Origin of the sequence: Aeromonas sp. R10-2 (assembly GCF_040908445.1) — a bacterium.
GTDB classification, from domain to species: domain Bacteria; phylum Pseudomonadota; class Gammaproteobacteria; order Enterobacterales; family Aeromonadaceae; genus Aeromonas; species Aeromonas veronii.
In genome coordinates, this window is sequence record NZ_JBFODS010000034.1 from 137,118 (window position 1) to 157,972 (window position 20,855).

The 20,855-nt window shown below is 62.0% G+C and carries 17 protein-coding genes; 4 read left to right on the forward strand and 13 right to left on the reverse strand.

What is annotated here, in order from left to right:
• Window positions 1–4: 4 nt before the first annotated feature.
• From AB5Y97_RS08485 to AB5Y97_RS08495, 3 genes are all read left to right on the forward strand, one after another.
• Window positions 5–2,437 (forward strand): formate C-acetyltransferase/glycerol dehydratase family glycyl radical enzyme, encoded by a 2,433-nt coding sequence (locus tag AB5Y97_RS08485; RefSeq protein ID WP_368157570.1) that lies wholly within the window; start codon window positions 5–7, stop codon window positions 2,435–2,437.
• A gap of 94 nt (window positions 2,438–2,531) precedes the next feature.
• On the forward strand, window positions 2,532–3,278 hold the full coding sequence (locus tag AB5Y97_RS08490; protein WP_368157572.1) for a DNA-binding transcriptional regulator YciT: 747 nt from the start codon (window positions 2,532–2,534) through the stop codon (window positions 3,276–3,278).
• Between the two features lie 128 nt (window positions 3,279–3,406).
• Entirely contained in the window at window positions 3,407–5,257 is a 1,851-nt protein-coding gene (locus tag AB5Y97_RS08495; protein ID WP_368157574.1) for an extracellular solute-binding protein, read from the forward strand.
• A 94-nt stretch (window positions 5,258–5,351) separates the two neighbouring features.
• Here the strand turns inward: AB5Y97_RS08495 and AB5Y97_RS08500 are convergent, their stop codons facing one another.
• Window positions 5,352–5,744: a DUF2750 domain-containing protein gene (locus AB5Y97_RS08500; protein ID WP_005334204.1), complete on the reverse strand. Its 393-nt coding sequence runs from the start codon at window positions 5,742–5,744 to the stop codon at window positions 5,352–5,354.
• Between the two features lie 159 nt (window positions 5,745–5,903).
• Window positions 5,904–6,452, reverse strand: coding sequence for a hypothetical protein (locus AB5Y97_RS08505; RefSeq protein ID WP_257687369.1), 549 nt, complete (start codon window positions 6,450–6,452; stop codon window positions 5,904–5,906).
• Window positions 6,453–6,697: 245 nt separating this feature from the next.
• On the opposite strand from AB5Y97_RS08505, the gene AB5Y97_RS08510 reads away from it, so the two are divergent.
• Window positions 6,698–6,946: a TIGR02647 family protein gene (locus AB5Y97_RS08510; RefSeq protein ID WP_005334209.1), complete on the forward strand. Its 249-nt coding sequence runs from the start codon at window positions 6,698–6,700 to the stop codon at window positions 6,944–6,946.
• Here the strand turns inward: AB5Y97_RS08510 and AB5Y97_RS08515 are convergent.
• The 11 genes from AB5Y97_RS08515 to AB5Y97_RS08565 form a co-directional block, all read right to left on the reverse strand.
• Window positions 6,933–7,238 carry a hypothetical protein gene (locus AB5Y97_RS08515; RefSeq protein WP_108540234.1) on the reverse strand — a complete coding sequence of 102 codons (306 nt, stop codon included), beginning with the start codon at window positions 7,236–7,238 and terminating at the stop codon, window positions 6,933–6,935. The two genes, AB5Y97_RS08510 and AB5Y97_RS08515, sit on opposite strands and share 14 nt — an antisense overlap.
• Before the next feature lie 90 nt (window positions 7,239–7,328).
• Entirely contained in the window at window positions 7,329–7,538 is a 210-nt protein-coding gene (locus tag AB5Y97_RS08520; RefSeq protein WP_005302803.1) for a cold-shock protein, read from the reverse strand.
• Window positions 7,539–7,746: 208 nt separating this feature from the next.
• Window positions 7,747–8,847 carry a dihydrolipoamide acetyltransferase family protein gene (locus AB5Y97_RS08525; protein WP_202001332.1) on the reverse strand — a complete coding sequence of 367 codons (1,101 nt, stop codon included), beginning with the start codon at window positions 8,845–8,847 and terminating at the stop codon, window positions 7,747–7,749.
• On the reverse strand, window positions 8,844–9,830 hold the full coding sequence (locus AB5Y97_RS08530; protein ID WP_021231077.1) for an alpha-ketoacid dehydrogenase subunit beta: 987 nt from the start codon (window positions 9,828–9,830) through the stop codon (window positions 8,844–8,846). Before AB5Y97_RS08530 ends, AB5Y97_RS08525 begins: the two co-directional genes overlap by 4 nt.
• The gene (pdhA, locus tag AB5Y97_RS08535; protein ID WP_368157577.1) at window positions 9,823–10,911 is read right to left on the reverse strand and encodes a pyruvate dehydrogenase (acetyl-transferring) E1 component subunit alpha; all 1,089 of its coding nucleotides are present in this window, start codon (window positions 10,909–10,911) and stop codon (window positions 9,823–9,825) included. Before pdhA ends, AB5Y97_RS08530 begins: the two co-directional genes overlap by 8 nt.
• A 269-nt stretch (window positions 10,912–11,180) precedes the next feature.
• Window positions 11,181–12,050: a hypothetical protein gene (locus AB5Y97_RS08540; RefSeq protein ID WP_368157578.1), complete on the reverse strand. Its 870-nt coding sequence runs from the start codon at window positions 12,048–12,050 to the stop codon at window positions 11,181–11,183.
• Window positions 12,047–16,036 carry an amino acid adenylation domain-containing protein gene (locus AB5Y97_RS08545; RefSeq protein WP_368157580.1) on the reverse strand — a complete coding sequence of 1,330 codons (3,990 nt, stop codon included), beginning with the start codon at window positions 16,034–16,036 and terminating at the stop codon, window positions 12,047–12,049. Before AB5Y97_RS08545 ends, AB5Y97_RS08540 begins: the two co-directional genes overlap by 4 nt.
• 125 nt (window positions 16,037–16,161) lie before the next feature.
• Window positions 16,162–16,923, reverse strand: coding sequence for a 2,3-dihydro-2,3-dihydroxybenzoate dehydrogenase (gene dhbA, locus AB5Y97_RS08550; RefSeq protein ID WP_368157582.1), 762 nt, complete (start codon window positions 16,921–16,923; stop codon window positions 16,162–16,164).
• On the reverse strand, window positions 16,920–17,882 hold the full coding sequence (locus AB5Y97_RS08555) for an isochorismatase family protein (RefSeq protein ID WP_236302800.1): 963 nt from the start codon (window positions 17,880–17,882) through the stop codon (window positions 16,920–16,922). Before AB5Y97_RS08555 ends, dhbA begins: the two co-directional genes overlap by 4 nt.
• On the reverse strand, window positions 17,879–19,525 hold the full coding sequence (locus AB5Y97_RS08560; protein ID WP_236302801.1) for a (2,3-dihydroxybenzoyl)adenylate synthase: 1,647 nt from the start codon (window positions 19,523–19,525) through the stop codon (window positions 17,879–17,881). Before AB5Y97_RS08560 ends, AB5Y97_RS08555 begins: the two co-directional genes overlap by 4 nt.
• Complete coding sequence (locus AB5Y97_RS08565) at window positions 19,522–20,670, reverse strand: isochorismate synthase MenF (RefSeq protein ID WP_236302802.1); 1,149 nt, start codon at window positions 20,668–20,670, stop codon at window positions 19,522–19,524. The genes AB5Y97_RS08560 and AB5Y97_RS08565 overlap by 4 nt, the downstream gene beginning before the upstream one ends.
• Window positions 20,671–20,855 lie beyond the last annotated feature (185 nt).

Below are 20,855 nucleotides of genomic sequence, written 5' to 3' on the forward strand. Positions count from 1 at the left end.
GATCATGACCCAGCTCGACCTCAATACCCTCAGCCCGCGGATCCGCGCCCACAAAGAGAGCCTGATCCACATCGTTCAGCCGCCGGTCTGCACCGAGCGTGCCCGCCACTACACCGAAGCTTATCAGGCTCACCTCGCCCGGCCGCTGCCGGTGCGCCGCGCGCTGGCGTTGGCCCATCACCTCAAGGAGCGCACCATCTGGATCAAGCACGACGAGCTGATCGTCGGCAATCAGGCCAGTCAGGTACGGGCGGCGCCGCTGTTTCCCGAATACACGGTGAGCTGGATCGAGAAGGAGATCGACGAGCTGGCGGACAGACCCGGCGCCGGTTTTGCAGTCAGCGAAACCGACAAGGAGATCATCCACGCCCTCACCCCCTTCTGGCGCGGCCAGACGGTGCAGGATCGCTGCTTCGGCCTCTTTACCGATGAGCAGAAAGCGCTGCTGGAGAGCGGCATCATCAAGGCCGAGGGCAACATGACCTCGGGGGATGCCCACCTCGCGGTCAACTATGAGGAGCTGCTCACGCTGGGTCTCGATGGCTTCAAGGCCAAGGTGGCCGAGCGCCGCAGTCGGCTGGATTTGGCGGATTGGGCCGATCTGCAGCGCGAGCAGTTCCTGCACGCCGTCGCCATCACTCTGGATGCGGTCAGCGCTCACATCTCGCGCTACGCCACCCTTGCCAGCGACATGGCCAAGCAAGAGCCGCGCCCGGAGCGCCAAAGCGAACTTGAGACCATAGAACTCAACTGTGCCCACATCGCCCACCAGCCCCCCGAGACCTTCTGGCAGGCGCTGCAGCTCTGCTACTTTATCCAGCTCATCCTGCAGATCGAATCCAACGGTCACTCGGTGTCGTTTGGCCGGATGGATCAGTACCTCTACCCCTGGTATCGCCGCGAGGTGGAATTGTCTGAATCCCTGCCACGGACGCGCGCCATCGAACTACTGCAAGGGTGCTGGCTCAAGTTGCTGGAAGTAAACAAGATCCGCTCCGGCACCCACTCCAAGGCCTCCGCCGGCAGCCCGCTCTACCAGAACGTCACTATCGGTGGCCAGAACTGGCGGGATGGCAGTGCCCATGATGCTGTCAACGGCTTCTCCTACGCGATTCTGGAGTCCTGCGGCCAGCTGAGATCCACCCAGCCCAACCTCTCGGTGCGCTACCACGCCGGGATGAGCGAGGATTTCCTCGACGCCTGCATTCAGGTGATCCGCTGCGGCTTCGGCATGCCCGCCTTCAACAACGACGAGGTGGTGATCCCCGAGTTCATCAAGCTCGGGGTAAGCGTGGAGGATGCCCACCACTACGCCGCCATCGGCTGCATCGAGACCGCCGTGCCAGGCAAATGGGGCTATCGCTGCACCGGCATGAGCTTTATCAACTTCGCCCGCATCCTGCTGGCCTCCCTTGATGGCGGCCGCGATGCCACCACTGGCAAGGTATTCCTGCCCCAGCCCCAGTCGCTGCGAGACGGGAGCTTTGGCAACTTTGACGAGGTGATGGCCCGCTGGGATGAGCAGGTGCGCTACTTCACCCGCAAATCCATCGAGATCGACTGCGTGGTCGACAGCGTGCTGGAGGCTCAAGCCCATGACATTCTCTGCAGCACCTTGGTGGATGACTGCATCGAGCGCGGCAAAACCATCAAGGAGGGCGGCGCCGTCTATGACTGGGTCTCCGGTCTGCAGGTGGGGATCGCCAACCTCGGTAACAGCCTGGCAGCCCTGAAGAAACTGGTGTTCGAGCAAGGGATTGTGGATCAGCAAGAGCTGGCCGAAGCACTCGAGCAAGATTTTGCCGGACTGGCGGGGGAGCAGTTGCGCCAGCGCCTCACCAACGCCGCCCCCAAATATGGCAACGATCTGGACGAGGTTGACCTCCTACTGGTGCAGGCCTACCAGAGCTACATCGACGAGCTCAAGGAGCTGCACAACACCCGCTTCGGCCGTGGCCCCATCGGCGGCACCTACTATGCCGGCACCTCCTCCATCTCCGCCAACGTGCCATTCGGTGCCGCCACCATGGCCACCCCGGATGGTCGCCGTGCCCGCACGCCGCTGGCGGAAGGGGCCAGCCCCTCGTCGGGTTCGGATCGTCTCGGCCCGACGGCGGTATTCAACTCCATCGGCAAGCTGCCCACGGCGGCCATTCTCGGCGGGGTGCTGCTCAACCAGAAGCTGAGTCCGGCGAGCCTTGAGAACGAGCGGGACAAGGCCAAGCTGATGAGCCTGCTGCGCACCTTCTTCGAGGTGCACAAGGGGTGGCATGTGCAGTACAACATCGTCTCGCGGGAAACCCTACTGGCAGCCAAGGCCAATCCGGATCAATACCGGGATCTGGTAGTACGGGTGGCGGGCTATTCGGCCTTTTTCACCGCCTTATCCCCGGATGCGCAAGATGATATCATCGCCCGCACCGAGCACAGTCTCTGACGGGGCGCACCCATGGCGCCAGTGACGTCATATGATTGGCAAGCCACCCCACGGGTGGCTTGCCGCTATCCACCACCTTGCATGTGAGCGCACCATGAATCCACGCCACCAACTGATCCTCACTCTGGTCCATCAGACTCGCAAGATGAGCGTGAGTGAACTCTCCAGACACACAGGCGTGTCTGAGGTGACGGTGCGCAACGACCTCACCGCGCTGGAGAAACAGGGACTGCTCAGACGGGTACACGGCTCGGCTATGGCGCTGGAGACCGATGACCCGGATGCACGGATGAACATCAATTACCTACTCAAGGAGCGCCTCGCCGAGCGTGCAGCCCAGCTGGTAGAGGATGGCGAAACAGTCTTTATCGAGGGGGGCAGCGCCAACGCCATGCTGGCGCGCCATCTGGCCCTGCACAAACGGGTCATCATCATCACCATCAGCAGCTATATCGCCCATCTGCTCAAAGACACCTCGGCTCAGGTAGTGCTGCTCGGCGGGCTGTTCCAACATCAGAGCGAGAGCGTGGTGGGGCCGCTCACGCGCCTCTGCATCGAGCAGGTGCACTTCTCCAAGGCCTTCATCGGGGTGGATGGCTTTCATCCCGAGATGGGTTTCACCGGCCGCGATATGATGCGGGCGGACGTGGTCAACAGCGTGCTGGCCAAGGGGATGACCAATGTGGTGATCACCGACAGCAGCAAATTTGGCGCCATCCACCCGAGCCAGCTTGGCGCGCCGGGCCAGATCAACGTGCTGGTTACCGATGATGCCCTGCCCGCCCCCATGCGTGCAGCCATCGCGGCCAAGGGGATCACCCTGCACTGCGTTGCGGCCTAGGCCGCCCGCTAATTCACGCTATTTCATTGACCTGACAGGATAAAATTTTCATGATGAGCCAGTCCCCATCGGGACTGACATCATCAGAACATGATCTGCAGGAAGCAGACTTTCAGGAGAGCAAGGACATGCCATCGACCATCACCGCCGGGGGGCGCCACCTCCCCCCTATCATTCGCGCCACCGCCATCACCCTGACCCTGTGCTGGAGCCCGTTTGGCTGGAGTGCCACGCTGCCCGCTGACTTGAAGTGGGAGAGCAACAACCAGGATCCTCTCTATGCCGATCCGGCCGCCAAACGCGGCGGCAACTTTCGCACCTTTATGACCAGCTTCCCCCTGACCCTGCGCAAATATGGCCCCGACTCCAACGGCGGCTTTGCCGGTTACGTGCGGGAAACCAACCTGCCACTGCTGAGCACTCATCCCGTTACCGGCAACCCCATGCCGATGCTGGCAAACGAGTGGGCCTTCGGCGCCGACAACAAGACCCTCTATTTTCGCATCAATCCCAAGGCGCGCTGGTCAGACGGCCAGCCGGTCACCGCCGATGACTGGCTCTTTACCCTCAAGATGATGCGCAGCAAAGAGATCAACGACCCCTGGTACAACAACTACTACAGCACCCAGATAGCCGATATCACCAAGTTTGATGATCACACCCTGGCCATCACCAGCGGCACCGAAAAGAGCCGCCAGGATCTGCTCGAGTCACTGCCCATCAGCCCGGAGCCGAGCCACGCCATCAAGCTCACCGCCAACTGGGTCAAGGAGTACAACTGGAAGGTGTTGCCAGTCACCGGCCCCTATCAGATCGATCAGGTGAAAAAGGGCAAATCGGTCACCTTCAAACGGATTGAACACTGGTGGGGGGATGACGAGCGCTACTTCCAGCATCGCTTCAATCCTGCGCGGATCGAGATCAAGGTGCTCAGGGATCTGAACATCGCCTGGCAGCACTTCCTGCGCGGCGATCTCGACACCTTCCCGCTGGTGATGCCCAACTGGTGGCACGACAAGACCAAAACCGCAGAGTTCGAGAAGGGGTATATCGCGCGTACATGGTTCTACAACCAGACCCCGCAATCGCCAATGGGGCTCTATCTCAACACCGCCGATCCGCTGCTGAATAATCTAGATGTGCGGCTCGGGATCCAGCATGCCCTCAACCTCGACAAGATGCTCACCACCCTGCTGCGGGGGGATTACCAGCGACTCAACAGTTATGGCTCAGGTCAGGGTGAGTTTACCAACAGCGAGATCAAGGCCCGTCCGTTCGATCCCAAACTGGCACGGGAATACTTTGCCAAGGCAGGCTTTAACAAAGTGGGGCCGCAGGGGATTTTGCAAAACGACAAGGGACAGTCACTGACCCTCGCCATCACCTACACCACCGCAGAGCACGCCCAGCGGCTCACCTTGCTACGGGAAGAAGCCAAGAAGGCGGGACTTAATCTGGAGCTCAACCTGATGGATGCCTCGGCCGGTTTCAAATCGATGCTGGAGAAAAAGCACCAGAGCGCCTGGATGGCCTGGGCGGGCAGCCGCTATCCCGCCTATTGGGAGTTCTTCCACAAGGTCAACGCCAACAAACCCCAGACCAACAACATCATGAACATCGATGATGACGCCATCACGGCCTTGGTGGAGCAGTATGACAAGGAGTTCGACTTTGCCAAAAAGGCGGCCCTGTCACGGCAGATCCAGCAGCGACTCTATGAGCTGGCGAGCTTCGTCCCCGCCTATCAGGTGCCCTACACCCGGGAAGGGGCATGGCGCTGGATCAAACTGCCAAAAGTACCTGCCACCCCCAAGAGTGAGCAGCTCTACTGGCCCCTTGGGGGCGACAACAGCGGTTACAGCTATGGCGGTCTGCTATGGATTGATGAAGAGCTAAAATCCGAGACCAGGGCAGCCATCAAGAGTGGCAAGACTTTCCCGGCCGAGCCTATCATCGACACCACTTATCGCCAGCCCTGATTGCATCAGCCCATCGGCAAAAGTCCTTAAAACAAAAGACCCCGCCAGATAGCGGGGTCTTTGTTGGCAACCGGTGTTGCGAATAGCTCGGTGATCAGCCGCGTTTGGCCTGCTTCTCGGCAATGGCGTCAGCCACGTCAGCCGGCTCCAGTACGATGCCTTCCTGATCCGGGGTCGGGAACACGGCAACACACAGCTCGTCCTGCTCCATACCGTCAACCCAGCGCTCCAGCCATACCTTCAGGGTGATGGACTGTGGCTTGCAATCGGCCCACTCGCCTTCGGCCCACGCCTTGGCGTACTCCGGGTGCGGCCATACCGGGATGCAATCTTCATCGTCGGTGGTCAGCATCATGACGCCATGCTCGTCAGTCAGGACGAACAGCTCTTCATGCTCGACCAGCTTGCTGATGAAGTGATCGTAACGGTAATCAGCGTTCAGTTGCAGCGCGGCATTGCGCTCGGTGTCGCTCAGTTCATAGCTCATTGGCCAAGTCTCTCTCTCGATAAAGGGCGCCATGTTCACATCTTGTCGTCAGCTTGTCCAGCTTGCAGCCCCTTGGCACCGGATGGGGAGGACAATGACGCAAATAAGGATAGAGCAGCCTCCTCGATAACGAGACCGCCAGCTATCATATTGCCCCTTTTACAACACAGGGGTGATCAGCTCCACATCAGGCTGCTCGCTCAGCTTTTGCCGCAGCCAGTAGGCGGACTCCACTTCGACAAAGCAGAGCAGATCCTGGCCATTGGCCGCCATCGCCATCAGCTGCTCAAAACGCTGCTGTTGCTGTTGCTCCCAGGCGGCAGCAAGTTTCACCCCGTGGGCTTCATCCACCACTTCGCGACGCAGCTCGAACAGGTTATCGGTGATCGGGCTGTTGATCTTGGCGGCGCTGTGCCAGTACATCAGCAGGTTATCCATCATCTCGCTGTCGTAGTTGGCCAGTGCATCCAGCTCGGGTGTATCACCGCTATCGCTGGCGGCAAAATCGCACCAGCCTGCATCGAGTGACGCCAGCTCATGAGCCCCCTTAGCATGCTTGCGTAACAGTGCAATGTCGGCACCCTTACGTGCAGGTAACCACACCTCGCCCTGATGGGCATCCAGCAAGGACGTCAACGAAGCTGCGGGGTAAACCGGAAAGCGGGTACAAAGTGAATGCAGCAGGGATACCAGAGTGATCTTGACCATGAGCGATACCTTGAACAGGGCGAACAGCCACCAATAGACCGTCCGATATAAAGAAGTGCCCTATCCTACCACGTTTGGTCCGGCTCGGCCCTTGGCGAAGCTGTCAGCCAACCATCTGATTACGCCGAAAAAAACAGCATTTGAAACGCAGCATCCAGCCAAAGATCAATAATTTGAGCCAGCGCCCACTAAAGTGGATCCGGGGATGCTAGTTTGCATACATCTTTAGCGTAAGGAGTAAATCCATGATTGGGATCGACCAGGTTTCTAACGAATTCGTGAACGATTTGAAAATACTGGCATGCTTTGATCCGGCCAACATGAGCCTGGGGATTAAATTACGCAGCGATATGTCTGAAGAGTTGTGCCAGGCGGCAGCCCGTCTGCATCAACAGGGGCTCATCAGCGCAGAAGATGGTGGCTATCTCACCCCGTTTGGCATGACCATGGTTGAACACCTGCAACATCTGCTGGTCGCACTCAAACCGCTTTGACCGGCTGTGGTGCCCAGAGTGAAAAGTTGAGTAGCTCCCAGCGCTCCCCTTGGTGAAGATGACAGGCAAACAGCAAAGGACCTTCGGGTCCTTTTACTTTGCCATCCACCAGCCACTCCCCCTCCCTTTCAGGCACCAGTCGCGCATTCACCTCATCGGGTTGCTGTGCGGTGCCCATCCGGACCTGGACAAATTGCTGGCAGATCACCTGCGCTTCCATCGCGGATTGAACCGGTACAGGCGCATCGGACGTCGGAGTCAAGGTGGCAGCAAGCAGGAGCGATAGCAGCATGATTCAGCACATGGGAGTCAGTAGCAGAAGCCAGATAAACAAAAAGCCGTGGCACCAGAGGTACCACGGCTTTCTTAAATTCTGTAAGAATTACAGAGCGGTTACGTTCTCAGCCTGCGGGCCTTTCTGACCTTGGGTCACAGAGAACTGTACGCGCTGACCTTCAGCCAGGGTACGGAAACCGTTACCTTGAATGGCGCTGAAGTGAACGAAAACGTCCGGGCCGTTTTCTTGCTGGATGAAGCCAAAACCTTTGGTTTCGTTGAAAAACTTAACGGTACCGGTGATCATGTTAGACATATCTTTTAAACCTGTATTCAAAATAATTACTTATGCTTTTCAGCGGGTAAAGCTCAAAAAACGGGATTAACTTATGAACAACAGGACAAGATGTGAAACATCGTATTCATTGACATAACTATCGCCCTTTCAAGCTGGTTTGGATTATACGTGGCTTTGTAGATTACGCAAACAAATTTGTGCCCTGCCAACGGCAGGGCACAAACCGTTATAAGGTGGCCGCTTCCAACGCTTCGACCAGCGCTCTGAGAAAACGAGCCGCCTCCCCGCCAGTACAGGCTCTATGGTCAAATGTCATCGACAGCGGCAATGCCCTGACGGGACGCGCTTCCCCATGGATGAACACCACTTTTTCGAACAGTTTGCCTGCCCCTATGATGGCCACCTGCGGCGGCGTGACGATGGGGCTGGCATAACGGCCTGCGATGGCACCGAAGTTGGTGAGCGTAATGGTCGCCCCCTGCAACATCTCGCGCGGCACGGCGCGCGCCTTCACATCGGCGATCATCCGATCCAGCCCCTGCCGGATATCTGCCCCCTCCCGCTCGGCCACGTTCTCCATCACCGGCACATAGAGGCCATGCTTTGAATCCACCGCGATGGCCACATTGACCTCTTTGAACAGCCGCCGTGACAGGGTGTCGCCATCAAACCAGGCGTTCATGGAGGGCTCGGCGCGGCACGCCACGCCAATGGCCTTGATAAGGCGCACCGTCACATCTTCATCAGGGCGCCAATGACGCAAATCCACCTCGTCGGTGATGCTGACCGGCACCACAGTCTGATGAGAGAGCTCCATCGCCTTGGCCATGGCCCTGCGCGACCCTTTGAGGAATTCGTTGCCACTGCTCTGCTGGGCCTCGAATGCCTGCTGCACATCCAGCTCGGTCACCATGCCGCCGCTGCCACTTCCCTTGATCCGGTCTATATCCAGACCCAGTTTTTGTGCCAGCAGGCGCACGGCAGGCATGGCTTGCACCAGCGCGCCACCCGGGGCAATGGCCCCCACCACGAAGTGATCCTCGATATGTTGCTGATGGGCGCTCACCTTGCCCACCACAGTGCCATCATCCTCCCCCCCCTCGAACTCCACCAGCGGCGCACCGATATGGAGGATATCCCCCTCGGCGCCGCAGAGACGGGCAATCACCCCGGCCACCGGAGAGGGCACATCCACCAGCGCCTTGGCCGTTTCCACCGACAAGAGCACCTGATCGACCGCGACGGTATCACCGGCACTCACCTTCCACTCGACGATCTCGGCTTCGGCCAACCCTTCACCCAGATCCGGTAATTTGAAAAATTTCATAGCCACTGGTTCTCCATCAGCTGGTGAGCGGCATCGGCGATATCCTGCTCGGTGATGAGGTAATACGCCTCGTTGCGATAGTAGGGGACGGCGGCATCCACCCCGGTCAACCGTTTGGGTGGCGCCTTGAGGCTGGGAAGTGCCTGCTCGGTCACCCGCGCAACGATTTCGGCCCCGACCCCGAAGCTGCCACACGCCTCATGCACCACAAGCAAGCGGCCGGTCTTGCGTACCGAGGTGAGGATGGTCTCCATATCCAGCGGCTTGATGGTGGCCAGATCCAGCACCTCGCACTGGATATCCTGCTCGGCCAGCAGGTTCGCCGCCCGCATCACCTCCTGGATGCAGGCCCCCCAGGCCACTACCGTGATATCCCGGCCCGGGCGCAGGGTGAAGCAGACATCCAGCGGCAGGCCGACACCGTCATCCACCACCTCGGATTTCATCGAGCGATAGATGCGGTCCGGTTCGAAAAACATCACGGGATCCGGATCGCGGATGGCCGAGAGCAGCAGGCCATAGGCGCGTCTCGGGCTGGAGGGGATCACTACCCTTAGCCCAGGGATATGGGCAAACAGCGCCTCGACGCTCTCGCTGTGATGTTCAGGCGAATGAATGCCCGCGCCATACGGGGAGCGATAGACGAGGGGACAGGAGAGGCGGCCACGGGTACGGTTTCGCATCCGAGCCGCCTGACAGATGATCTGCTCCATCCCGGGGAAGATGAAGCCCTGAAACTGGAACTCAGCCACCGGCTTGAGCCCCTGGGTCGCCATGCCGACCGCCACCCCGGCGATCAATCCCTCGGCCAACGGCGTGTCGATCACCCGCTTGAAACCGAACTTGTCGCGCAAGCCCACGGTGGCGCGAAACACCCCGCCGTTGACCCCCACGTCCTCGCCGAGCACCACCACATCCGGGTCGTGCTCCATCTCGTAGTGAAGGGCCATGTTGACCGCTTCCAGCAAACTGATCTCACTCATGGCCAACCTCCTGCTTCATCCCCTTGGCAATCACTCGCTCGCGCTGGGGCAAGAGTTCGGCGGGCAGGCTGGCATAGTGATAATCGAACATCGCCTCCGGCGGCTGGGGCTCCATCGCCTCATAGCGGGCGACCGCCTGCTCTACCTCCCGGGTGGCTTCCGCCAGCAGGCTCTGCTCCTGCTCTTCATCCCACCAGCCCTGGCTATGCATAAACTGGCGCAGCCGCTTGACAGGCTCTTTCGCCCAGGCGGCCTCGACCTCGGCCCCGTCGCGATAGCGAGTGGCATCGTCGGCCGTGGTGTGATCGCCGAGGCGATAACTGACCGCCTCGATCAAAGTCGGCCCCTTGCCGCTGCGGGCCCGTTCGACGGCACTGCGGGCGGCATCGTAGACCGCCACCACATCGTTGCCATCCACCTGCAGGCTGCGCACCCCGGCGCCAATCCCCTTTTGGGCCAGCGTAGGAGCGCTCGATTGCAGCTTGCGCGGCACCGAGATAGCCCACTGGTTGTTGTTGACGATGATGACCATCGGCAGGTGCCAGACCCCGGCGCAGTTGAGCCCCTCCAGAAAATCCCCCTTGGAGGTGCCGCCGTCGCCGATAGTGACTACGGCAACCCGCGGTTGATTACGCAGTTTGAAAGCCGAGGCAATACCGCAGGCGTGGGTGATCTGGGTGGCGATGGGGACGCAGATGGGGAGATCTTCAGAGGGATTCCCATCGGGTTTGAGAAAATAACTGCCCCGCTCGTCCCCGCCCCAATATTGCAGGTTTTTCTCCATCGGTACGCCCCGCACATAGAGGGTGGGCATGTCCCGATAGTAGGGGACGTAGACATCCTGCGGCTGCATGGCCAGACCAATGCCAATCCCCACGGCTTCTGCGCCGAGATGGGAGGGAAAAGTACCGAGTTTGCCGGTTCGTTGCAGCGCAATCGCTTTTTTGTCATAGCTGCGCACCATCACCATATTGCGGTAGAAAGTGTGCAGTATCGCCTTGTCCAGCCAGGTCGGTAAGGTGGCGACCGGGCACCCTTCCGCATCGAGGTAACGAAGGAAAGGGATGTCGACATGGGTCATAACTGGCTCCTTGCCGTTGTGAGCGTCACCGATGCTGGTGACACCTAGATGTAAATACCTTGTTAAATAAAAAGCAAAGAGATTTACTCAGGTAAGACCAGTAGAAACTTCTTTAAAGTAGCGAAGGAGCTGAATTTTCGGCGATGAGTGGCAAGGTATGCCGTAAATGGTGCAACTTTGCAGCGCTGAAGACAGGATGCCAAATATTGAAAAGGGGAGCCTTGCTCCCCCTTCTGTTACTTCTTGTCAGGGGTTACTCCAACCAGCAGTTACGCCAGCCACTGATGCAGCTGGCTGGCCATGCCAGCTGGCAGCAAGTGAGCGCGACTTAGCAAGTGGCTGCGCCAGGGCTCGGCCAGCAAAGTCGGGCAAATTCGCATCTCCCGTCCCCGGTCAGTCACGCTCACCAACCTGTCGATAAGAGTCTCCAGCGGCGGATGCGCCGGCCAGTGGGGATAGAGGTCAGCAGTTGTGATATCGGCCAACTCGCACACCCACTCCTCTTCCTCATCTCCCTTCTCATCAGCCATTGGCCAGGGGTGAAGCACCTGCAGCCAACCCGGCCTTGCGGCCTCCAGCAACTGGCCCAGCGTCGGCTGCGCAAAGTGGGGATCTCCTGCGGCTTTGAGCAGATGGCGCGCCCCCGCCAGCACCACCACACCGCGCGGGGGAAGTGCAAGAAGATGGTCGGCCAGCGCCAGATCCCGCCCCCTGTTGTGTTGCTGCCACCGCTCCGGGCTCATCTCCTGCCACTCGAATAAGGGCTCGCAGAGATGCACCCGCAGCCGCACATGTTCGGGGCGCGCCAGATTGCTCTGGCGCAGGGCGGCAAAGAAGGCCGGAAACTCGGGGGCCATCCAGGCGGGAAAGGCACAAGAGTCGAGCCAGACCGGATAGAGCCGTGCCAGCGTCAGCGGCTCACCCTGCCAGCTCTCCTCCCCCGCCAACCAGGCATCGAGCAAGCCTTGATGGCGGCGGTTGCCGCACTCCAGCACCAAGTCGGTCATGACTCCCCAGAGCGCCGGGTCACACAGCCAGGCGTGCTGGCGCCGGATAAAATCCGGGTGCCAGTGCGGCTCCCCCAGCCCCACCAGCTTGCCCGCCAGCAAGGCTTCCCGGATGGCGGCAACCGGGGTCATGCGCCCCCCTCCAGCCGCATGTGCGGTTGTTGCCCGACCCTATCGACCCGCTCACCAATAAGGGCGCCGACCTGCGCCAGCCAGTCGGGATGCACCATCTCCTGATGCAGGCAGGAGAAGCGCTCATAGCGGATTTCCCCTTTTGTCAGCGGCTCCCAGCCACGTCCATCCAGCCAGGGCTGGCGGGAAGCTGATGCTTCGATAAAGATCACCTCCCCGTGGTAGCAGTAGTCGACCGGCTCACGGATGAGCCGGTTGTTGTGGCCCACCAGCTCAATCATGGCGCTCACCACCTGCTCGTCGAGCATGGCCAACGCACTCCCCTCTGCCCCCAGTCGGGCCACCACCGCGTCACGGGTGAGGGAATCCAGCGCCTCGTCCGCAACCGCAATCCCCCCCATCCGCAGCAGCGCATCGAGCATCCGCTGCTCGTCGGGCAACGGCTGGGTCTGCCACTGCTGACAGGGGTAGGCATCGAGCAGCAGCACCATGGCCACCTCTTGTCCCTGCTCTTGCAGCATGGCGGCCATCCGGTGCACCAGCATGCCCCCGAGCGACCAGCCGAGCAGCCAGTAGGGCCCCTCGCTCTGTTGACGACGTAGCTCGGTCACATAATCGAGCGCCAGCTCGTCGAAACTGGCGGGCAGTGGCGCATCCGGCTGACAGAGCGCCCGCGCCTGCAGGGCATAGACGGCCATGTCGGTCGGCAGATGGGGCACCAGTGGCGCATAACACCAGCCGAGCCCCCCTGCGGGGTGGACACAAAAGAGGGTGGGGCACGATGTGCCAGACTGCGCACCGGGCGCCCGCAAGGGCAACAGCATGGGCATGGCCTCCCGCTCGCCGCCAAGACGGCGCGCCAGCTGGGCAGGGCTCGGTGCTTCGAACAGGCTCGCCAGAGTGAGACCCTGTCCTATTGATTCATCAATACGCACCACCAGCTGCGCCGCCAGCAGGGAGTGGCCGCCGAGGGCAAAGAAGTTATCGTCGGCGCCGACCCGCGCCAGCCCCAGTATCTCGGCGAAGAGGCGACAGAGCCGCTCCTCCAGCAGGGTTTTCGGCAGCGACTGACCCACCGCCGACGCCATATCGGGCAGCGGCAGCCCCTTGCGATCCAGCTTGCCATTGGGGGTAAGCGGCAGCTCAGCCAGGTTTACCAGGAGCCCCGGCACCATGTAGTCAGGCAAGACAGCGCCAAGGGCAGGTGTAAGCTCGGCCAGCGTCAGATCTCTGCTATCTGCGGCCACCACATAGGCCACCAGACGGCGATCGCCGGGGGCAAATTCGGGGGCCAGCACCACCGCCTGCGCCACCCGGGGATGGCGCAGCAGCACCTGCTCGATCTCCTCCAGTTCGATGCGCTGGCCGCGGATCTTCACCTGAAAATCGAGGCGCCCCAGATACTCGATGGCGCCATCCTCGCGCCAGGCAGCCAGATCGCCGCTGCGATAGAGCCGTCCCACGCCGAAGGGGTTGGCAATAAAGCGCTCGGCGGTGAGCTCGGGCTGGCCAAAGTAGCCCTCCGCCACCTGTACGCCGCCGATCCAGAGCTCACCTGCCACACCGGGCGGCACCGGCTGCAACCAGGGGTCGAGAATGTGGATGCTGGTATTCCAGACCGGATAGCCGATGGGCACGCTGGTCACCACTTCGTCTGCCCGGCAGGGATACCAGGTGACATCCACCGCCGCCTCGGTCGGGCCATAGAGGTTGTGCAGGGGGGCTGAGAATGTCCCATACCAGCGCTGCACCAGATCCGCGGGCAGCGCCTCGCCGGAGCAAAATACCTGCCGCAGGGCGCGGCAACGCGCAGGCTCGGCCTGAGTGACAAAGATCTGCAGCATGGAGGGAACAAAGTGCAAGGTGGTGATCCCGGCCTGCTCAATCAGTTCGGCAAGGTAGGCGGGATCCTTGTGGCCGCCCGGTTTGGCGAGCACCAGCCGCGCCCCGGTCATAAAGGGCCAGAAAAACTCCCAGATGGAGACATCGAAACCGGCCGGGGTCTTTTGCAGCACCCGATCCGCCGGGCCGATGGGATACATGTGCTGCATCCAGAGCAGCCGGTTGACGATGGCGCCATGGCTCACCACCACCCCTTTGGGCCGACCGGTCGAGCCGGAAGTGTAGATGATGTAGGCCGCATCTTCCGGTTTGGGGGCTGGCAGATCACAAGGTGCTATCCCCGCCACGTCTATCGTCGCCAGCTGCTCTGCCACACCGGGAGCATCGAGGCAGACAAGTGGTGCCGCCACGTCGAGCGGCATCCGCAAGGTACGACTGGTCAGCACCAGCGCAGGATCGCTGCTGGCGAGAATGTAGCCGATCCGCTCCGCCGGATAGTCCGGATCAACGGGTACATAGACGGCACCCACCGCCATGATGGCCTGTTGGGCAAGAATAAGCTCGGGAGAGCGCGGGATCACCACCGCCACCCGGCAACCGGGGCCCACTCCCCTCCCCGCCAGATAGCTGGCCAACTGACGGGTGCGCTGGCGCAGCTCGGCAACACGCCAGCGCTCGGCGCCACACTCCAGCGCGATAGCGCTCTGATCTGCCGCCGCCAGCCCCTCGGCCAGCAGTGAGCTCAGGGTGGTGGTCGGCAACGGATGGTCGGTCTGGTTCCAGTGCGCAAGCTCAGCCTGCTCGCAGGGCAGCAACAGCGGCAAGCGCACCGCCAGGGCCTCGTCATCCGCCTCACTCCAGGCCGCCAGATAGGCCACCAGCCGGGCCAGATGACGTTCGCTCTCCTGATGGCTGAAGCGCCCCTGATGTGCTTCGAGGGTCAGGGTCATAGCACCCGCCTCCTCGGCAAAATAGAAGGCGCACTCCTCCACCGGCCCCGCCGCCAGCACCTGCACCTCGCCACGAACCTGGTTTTGTCCTTCACCAAAGCAGAGGGTGCGGGCAAAGGGCATCAAATTGACCTGAGGGCCAAACAGCGGCTGGCCTGGTTGGCGCTGTTGCAACCACTCCTGACGGCAGCCCTGATGACGGCGCAGGGCGGCAAATTGCCGCTCGACCTGTGCCAGCAACTCCCCTACCCGGCTGGTGCCGCTCAGCTCTATGCGCAGGGGCACCACATTGACCTTCATGCAGGGGGTATCGGCCGCCACTGAGCCCAGCCGTCCCATCAGCGGAATACCCAGCACTACCTCGCCAGCGCCGCTCATCCGCTGCACATAGCTGGCCACCGCCGCCAGCAGCAGGCTGTAGGGGTGACAGGCCGAGCGACTCGCCCGCTCTACCAATGCCTGCCACTGGCGGCCAGAAAGCCGCTGCTCAAGACGATAGGTGGGGCCCGGCCCTTGCGCCGGACGGCGGGAGAGCGACGCCGGGTTCTCCACCCCGGCCAGCTGCTGCACGAAGAAATCGCGATCCCGCGCGGCGCGCAGCGAATCCTGATAGGCCGCCTCTTCAGCCAGCAACTCCTGCTGGGATGCATGGCGGCAGGGGGCTGGCAGCTCACCGGCGCAAAGCGCCTCATACCAGCTCACCACCCTCTGGCAGAGCAGGCTCAGGCCAAAGCCGTCGATGGCGATATGGTGCACGGCAATAAACCAGGCCCACCGCCCCTCGCCAAGGCGATAGAGGCTGGTGGCAAACAGCGGCCCCCCGGCCAGATTGAAGGGGACGGCCAACTGCGCACGCATCTCGGCCTGCGCGGCTGCGAGCGGGTCGGCTTCGCTGCGCAGATCCCGCTCGCTCAGCTGCCAGCAGGCGGGGTTGGCCACCATCTGCGGGCCATCGGCAGTGGCAACAAAAGCGCAGTGCAGACCGGGGATCTCGTCGATGGTCTGGCGCACCGCACGGGTGAAGTGATGGGGAGCCAGCGCCCCCTCCAGCAGCCAGTACTCGCCGGTATTGCAGGCGGGACTCTGCGAATATTTTTGCTGGGCAAACCAGATGCCCGCCTGAGCTGTGGTAAGCGGCCAGCGCGGGTGCTCACCACGCTGATGGGTGGCGCGCATCGCCATTGTCTGTTCCATGGGAATATCCTTGCGCAAACATCGAGCGGGCAGCGACTTGCCCCTGCCCGCATGGCTGATAAGCGAGGAGGCAAGGCCTCCTCCATGAAGAAGGTGTCACGCCTGCCAGATCGGCAGTGCGCTGGCTAGCCCCCCAATGTGGCACCGCCATCGACCACCAGATCCTGCAGGGTAATATGGCTGGCGGCATCGGAGGCGAGAAACAGCACGCAGGCAGCCACCTCGTCGGGTGTCCCGAGCTTGCCAAGGGGGATCCCCAGCTTGAACTGCCCGGGCAGGCCCGCAATGGTGCGAAGCTCCCCTTCGCGCTGTTCCCCCTCCTGCCACATGCCGCATAACATCGGGGTTCGGGTCGAGCCCGGCGACACCAGATTGCAGCGCACCCCATAGGGGGCAAGCTCCAACCCAGCAGTTCGGGTCAGGCTGGTCAGTGCCGCCTTGGAGGCGCCATAGATGCCCATCCCCACTCGCGGCACCCGACCGGCATTGGAGGAGACATTGACGATGGCGCCCCTGCGCCGCCCCTGAAACCAGGGAGTCAGGGCCCGCATCAGGTAGAAGGGGGCGAAGGTATTGATGGCGAAGGTGCGCTGCAAGAGGGCGTCATCCACCTCATCGAGCCTGCCGGTCGCCAGTACGCCGGCAACATTGACCAGCACATCGGGTCCCAGCCCCTCGTCCAGCAGCTGTTCGCAGCAGCGGGTCACGGCCTCGCTGTCACTCACGTCGAGCACCACGCCCTTCACGTTGCCGGGCAAGGCCCCGGCCAATTGCAGATCGAACGCCACCACGCTGGCCCCCGCCTCGGCAAAGGTGCGCGCCACCGCATGGCCAATTCCCTGCGCCGCGCCGGTTACCCAGACGGTTCTGCCTTGCCACTCGCTCATGGGGTGCACTCCGGTTCGGTGACGTGCTCTTCGTTGACCTGATAAGCCTTGTCCTGACTGACATTGAGCTGGCTGACATTGGGCTGACTGACGTGAATCTGACGGGAGAGGAGCCCCCACCAGTGAGCCAGAGTCGGCGTGCGGGCCAGCTCGGCCAGCTCCACCACCAGCCCCTGCTGGCGCCACTCCTCCACCAGCCCCATCACAGCCAGCGAGTCGAGACCGTAGTCGAGCAAGTTGTCATCCTCGGTGGGCTGCTCCTGCTGCATCTCGGCGGGCAGCCGTGCCAGCACCTGAACCCATAGCGATTCGCGAGTCAGAGGGCGTTTGCTGGCCGCCATCACCTCGGCCACGGTAATCACCCGACCGGCATTGCGGCTGACGTAGGAGAGCGCCAACAGATGATCCTCGCGGGAGAAGTCGGCGATGGCATCAGCCACCAGGAAGGGGCGAATATCGCGCATAAAGGCATCGACCGCCGTCTGCATCACCCCGATATGGCCGTAGATGCCGCAGATCACCAGCTGATCCCGCCCCCATTGGGCCATCAGCTCTGCCAGTGGAGAGCGGCAAAAAGCGCTGTAGCGCCACTTGGTCAGCACCGTATCCTGCGGCTCTGGCGCCAGCGCCGAAACAATCGGTTGACGCTCCGGAGTTCGGGTCAACCCGGGCCCCCACATGTCGTTGAGCAGCGCCCGATCTGCCTGGCTCTGCTCGGCAGGCTGGGCGGTATAGACCACCGGCATGCCGAGGGCTCGCGCCTGACGGATCAGGGTGGCGATATGGTCGATGACCTGATTGATCAGCGGATTGTCTGGCCCGTAGAAATCGACGAAATAGTGCTGCATATCGTGGACCAGCAAGGCGGCGCGGCTCGGTTCGAAGGGCCAGTTCACCCGCCCGGTTGGCAGCTCCTCGGCGGTAGGCAGCGGGTAGGCAGCGAGGGATTGAATGGTCATGCACACTCCTTGGCGAGCTGCTCGCGCAGCCTCTGTTTGTCTATCTTGCCGACCGGGGTGTGGGGCAGTTGCTCCACCAGCACCAGGCGATCGGGCAGTTTGTAATCGGCCACCCCCTGCTCGCGCAGGAAACGGCGCAAACGGGGCAGATTGAGGGGCTCGCGGCACATCAGAAAGGCGCAGCTGCGCTCCCCGAGCATGGGATCGGGCATGGCAACCAGCGCCGCCTGCCGCACATCTGGATGGGTAATCAGCAACTCTTCAATCTCGAGGGCGTCGATCTTCTCCCCGCCCCGGTTGATCTGATCCTTGTTACGCCCCACCACCATCAGATGGCCGCTGGGCAAGCGGCAGACCAGATCGCCGGTGCAGTAGAAACCGTCCCGGTCGAAGGCGCGCTGATTGTGGGCATCGGCCTTGAAGTAGCCGCGAAAGGTGTAAGGGCCACGCGTCCAGAGTTCTCCACACTCGCCATCCGGCAAGGGGCGCCCGTCGCTATCCCGCACCTCCACCTCGTCGCCCGGGCTCATCGGACGGCCCTGGGTATTGACGATGTGCCACTGGTCATCCTCGATGCGGGTGTAATTGACCAGCCCCTCGGCCATGCCGAACACCTGCTGCAGGCGGCAGCCAAGGAGGCTCGCTACCGCATCGGCATGAGCCGGGCTGAGGCGCGCACCGCCCACCTGCACACACTCCAGAGAGGTCTGCGGATAGTGGCTGGCCGCCTCCAGCCAGAGCGCCAGAGCCGGTGGCACCAGTGCTGCCCAGTTGACCTGATGGCGCTGCACCAGCGGCAGACAGGTTGCTGCAGAGGGATCCTTTGCCAGCACCACGCAGCCACCGGCATAAAACACCCCGAGTGCCCCGGGGGAGCTCAGGGGAAAGTTGTGGGGCGCTGGCAGAGCGCAGAGATAGATCACCCGCTCATCCCAGCCGCACACCTCTACGCTCTGGCGCACGCTGTAGCCATAGTCATCGTGGGTGCGGGGGATCAGTTTGGGGGTGCCGGTGCTGCCGCCGGAGAGCTGGAAAAAAGCGACTTGATCGGCCGGGGTAGGAGTTGGCGCGATAGCCGTCAGCGGCGAACCATCAGCACGGGCTATCGGGTCAGGCTGACACCATGCAAATCCTGACTGAAGATCGGAGCCTTCTGCCTGCTCGAACAGCAGTGTCTGGCAGGAGGGAGATATCAGCTCATCAAGGGCCGCCAAGCTCCCCGCTTCACCGGCAAAGCCGGGATGGGAGGGGCTGAGTACCAGCAAGGTGGGCTCAATCTGGCGGGCAAAGGCCACCAGCTCGCGCCGCTGATGGCTGTAGAGGGCATGCACCGCCACTACGCCGCAGCGGATCAGGGCAAACCAGCAGATATAGAACTCGGCGCAGTTGGGCAACTGCACCAGCGCGGTATCACCATGGCCCAGCCCGCGCGCGGCCAGCCGCGCCGCCAGCGCATCGACCTCACGCTTTAACTGGCCATAACTAAGGGTTCGCTCGCCGCAAATCAGGGCCGTGCGCTCGGGATAACGTTCGGCGGAGTCATCGAGCAGGGCCGCGAGCGGTTGTCCGCGCCACCATCCTCGTGCCCGGTAGTGGGCTGCCAGCTCGGCGGGCCAGGGGGTAAAGGGCACCAGGGGCTTCATGTTGTCACCTCCGGCTCCCGGCTTTCGAGGCCAAACGCCCGCAGCATGGTGCCGAGCTTGGCGGCGGTCTCCTGCCACTCCGCTTCCGGCGAAGAGCCCACCACCACCCCGGCGCCGGCATAGAGCCGCAGTTGCCTGCCGGCCAGCACGCCACAGCGGATGGTAACCACCCACTCGCCATTGCCGTCGGCATCCATCCAGCCGACGGCGCCGCAGTAGAAGCGGCGATCGTACCCCTCAAGCCGGGAGATGGCCTGACGCGCAGCCGAGAGCGGCGTGCCGCATACCGCCGGTGTCGGGTGCAGCGCCAACGCCAGTGCCAGCACGGGAGAGGGTTCATGGAGCCGCCCGGCGATACGGGTCGAGAGGTGCCACATGGTAGGAGTGGCGATCACCTGCGGCTCCGGGGGAACATCCAGCTCACGGCAGAAGGGAGCGAGGGCGGCGGCGACCGCATCGGCCACCAGCGCATGTTCATAGCGATCTTTTTGCGCCCCCAGCAGTTCGGCACTGGCCGCCTGTTGATCAGGAAAAGCGCGGCGCGGACGGGAGCCCGCCAGCGGATTGCTCACCACCGCCATCTCGCTGCGCGATACCAGCAGCTCGGGGCTCGCACCAAGCAGGGTCTCCCCCTCCGGCAGCGGGATCTGGAACACATAGGCCCCCGGATTCTGGGCCAGCAGAGAGCCATAGGCGTGTGCGGGGGAGGTCTGCTCTGCGCTCTGCACATCAATGGCGCGCGACAACACCACTTTCTCGAGTTGCCCCTCACTGAACTGCTGCAGTGCCGCCCGCACAGCCCCCTGATAGTGGGCAGAGCCGGTCACTTCACTCACCTCGCCACGAAGCTGACAACAGCGGGCTGGCAACAGAGCATCCCTTGCGACCCACTGCGATTGCGCCGGGATCACCAGATGCCAGGGGGATTGGGTATCAAAAGGGATGGCGCCGATGGCGATGGGATTGACCATCCCCTGCTGGCGCAACTGACGCAGATGGGCGAGCAGCTTCTCCGGCGGGATGCCGGTAAAACTGTCGTGGATACCGGAGGCGACCAGTACCCTGTCACCGCTGGCAAAACAGCACACTTTATCCAGCCCGACCGCTGTGGCGGGCCACTCTCCTTCCAGTGCATGGTCACACATGACGGTGCTACTCCTTGGAATGAATCACTGCCTGATACGACTTAATGTGAGTCATTTGACTCACCAGATATCAGGGTGAACGGCATCCTAACAAGGAGCGAAAAAACGATCAATACAAATGAGAATCAATTTCATTAACTTCTTTTTAGTCAAAAGAGGGTGACGAACGAAACTGAGCTTCGCCG

Excerpts from the sequence above, each read along its gene's own strand:
- AB5Y97_RS08530 (WP_021231077.1), bottom strand. The coding sequence starts at position 9,830 with ATGAGTGAGATCAGTTTGCTGGAAGCGGTCAACATGGCCCTTCACTAC.
- AB5Y97_RS08490 (WP_368157572.1), top strand. The coding sequence starts at position 2,532 with ATGAATCCACGCCACCAACTGATCCTCACTCTGGTCCATCAGACTCGC.
- AB5Y97_RS08500 (WP_005334204.1), bottom strand. The coding sequence starts at position 5,744 with ATGAGCTATGAACTGAGCGACACCGAGCGCAATGCCGCGCTGCAACTG.
- AB5Y97_RS08525 (WP_202001332.1), bottom strand. The coding sequence starts at position 8,847 with ATGAAATTTTTCAAATTACCGGATCTGGGTGAAGGGTTGGCCGAAGCC.
- AB5Y97_RS08505 (WP_257687369.1), bottom strand. The coding sequence starts at position 6,452 with ATGGTCAAGATCACTCTGGTATCCCTGCTGCATTCACTTTGTACCCGC.
- AB5Y97_RS08520 (WP_005302803.1), bottom strand. The coding sequence starts at position 7,538 with ATGTCTAACATGATCACCGGTACCGTTAAGTTTTTCAACGAAACCAAA.
- AB5Y97_RS08560 (WP_236302801.1), bottom strand. The coding sequence starts at position 19,525 with ATGAAGCCCCTGGTGCCCTTTACCCCCTGGCCCGCCGAGCTGGCAGCC.
- AB5Y97_RS08540 (WP_368157578.1), bottom strand. The coding sequence starts at position 12,050 with ATGACCCCGGTTGCCGCCATCCGGGAAGCCTTGCTGGCGGGCAAGCTG.
- AB5Y97_RS08555 (WP_236302800.1), bottom strand. The coding sequence starts at position 17,882 with ATGACCATTCAATCCCTCGCTGCCTACCCGCTGCCTACCGCCGAGGAG.
- dhbA (WP_368157582.1), bottom strand. The coding sequence starts at position 16,923 with ATGAGCGAGTGGCAAGGCAGAACCGTCTGGGTAACCGGCGCGGCGCAG.
- pdhA (WP_368157577.1), bottom strand. The coding sequence starts at position 10,911 with ATGACCCATGTCGACATCCCTTTCCTTCGTTACCTCGATGCGGAAGGG.
- AB5Y97_RS08565 (WP_236302802.1), bottom strand. The coding sequence starts at position 20,670 with ATGTGTGACCATGCACTGGAAGGAGAGTGGCCCGCCACAGCGGTCGGG.
- AB5Y97_RS08495 (WP_368157574.1), top strand. The coding sequence starts at position 3,407 with ATGCCATCGACCATCACCGCCGGGGGGCGCCACCTCCCCCCTATCATT.
- AB5Y97_RS08545 (WP_368157580.1), bottom strand. The coding sequence starts at position 16,036 with ATGGAACAGACAATGGCGATGCGCGCCACCCATCAGCGTGGTGAGCAC.
- AB5Y97_RS08485 (WP_368157570.1), top strand. The coding sequence starts at position 5 with ATGACCCAGCTCGACCTCAATACCCTCAGCCCGCGGATCCGCGCCCAC.
- AB5Y97_RS08510 (WP_005334209.1), top strand. The coding sequence starts at position 6,698 with ATGATTGGGATCGACCAGGTTTCTAACGAATTCGTGAACGATTTGAAA.
- AB5Y97_RS08515 (WP_108540234.1), bottom strand. The coding sequence starts at position 7,238 with ATGCTGCTATCGCTCCTGCTTGCTGCCACCTTGACTCCGACGTCCGAT.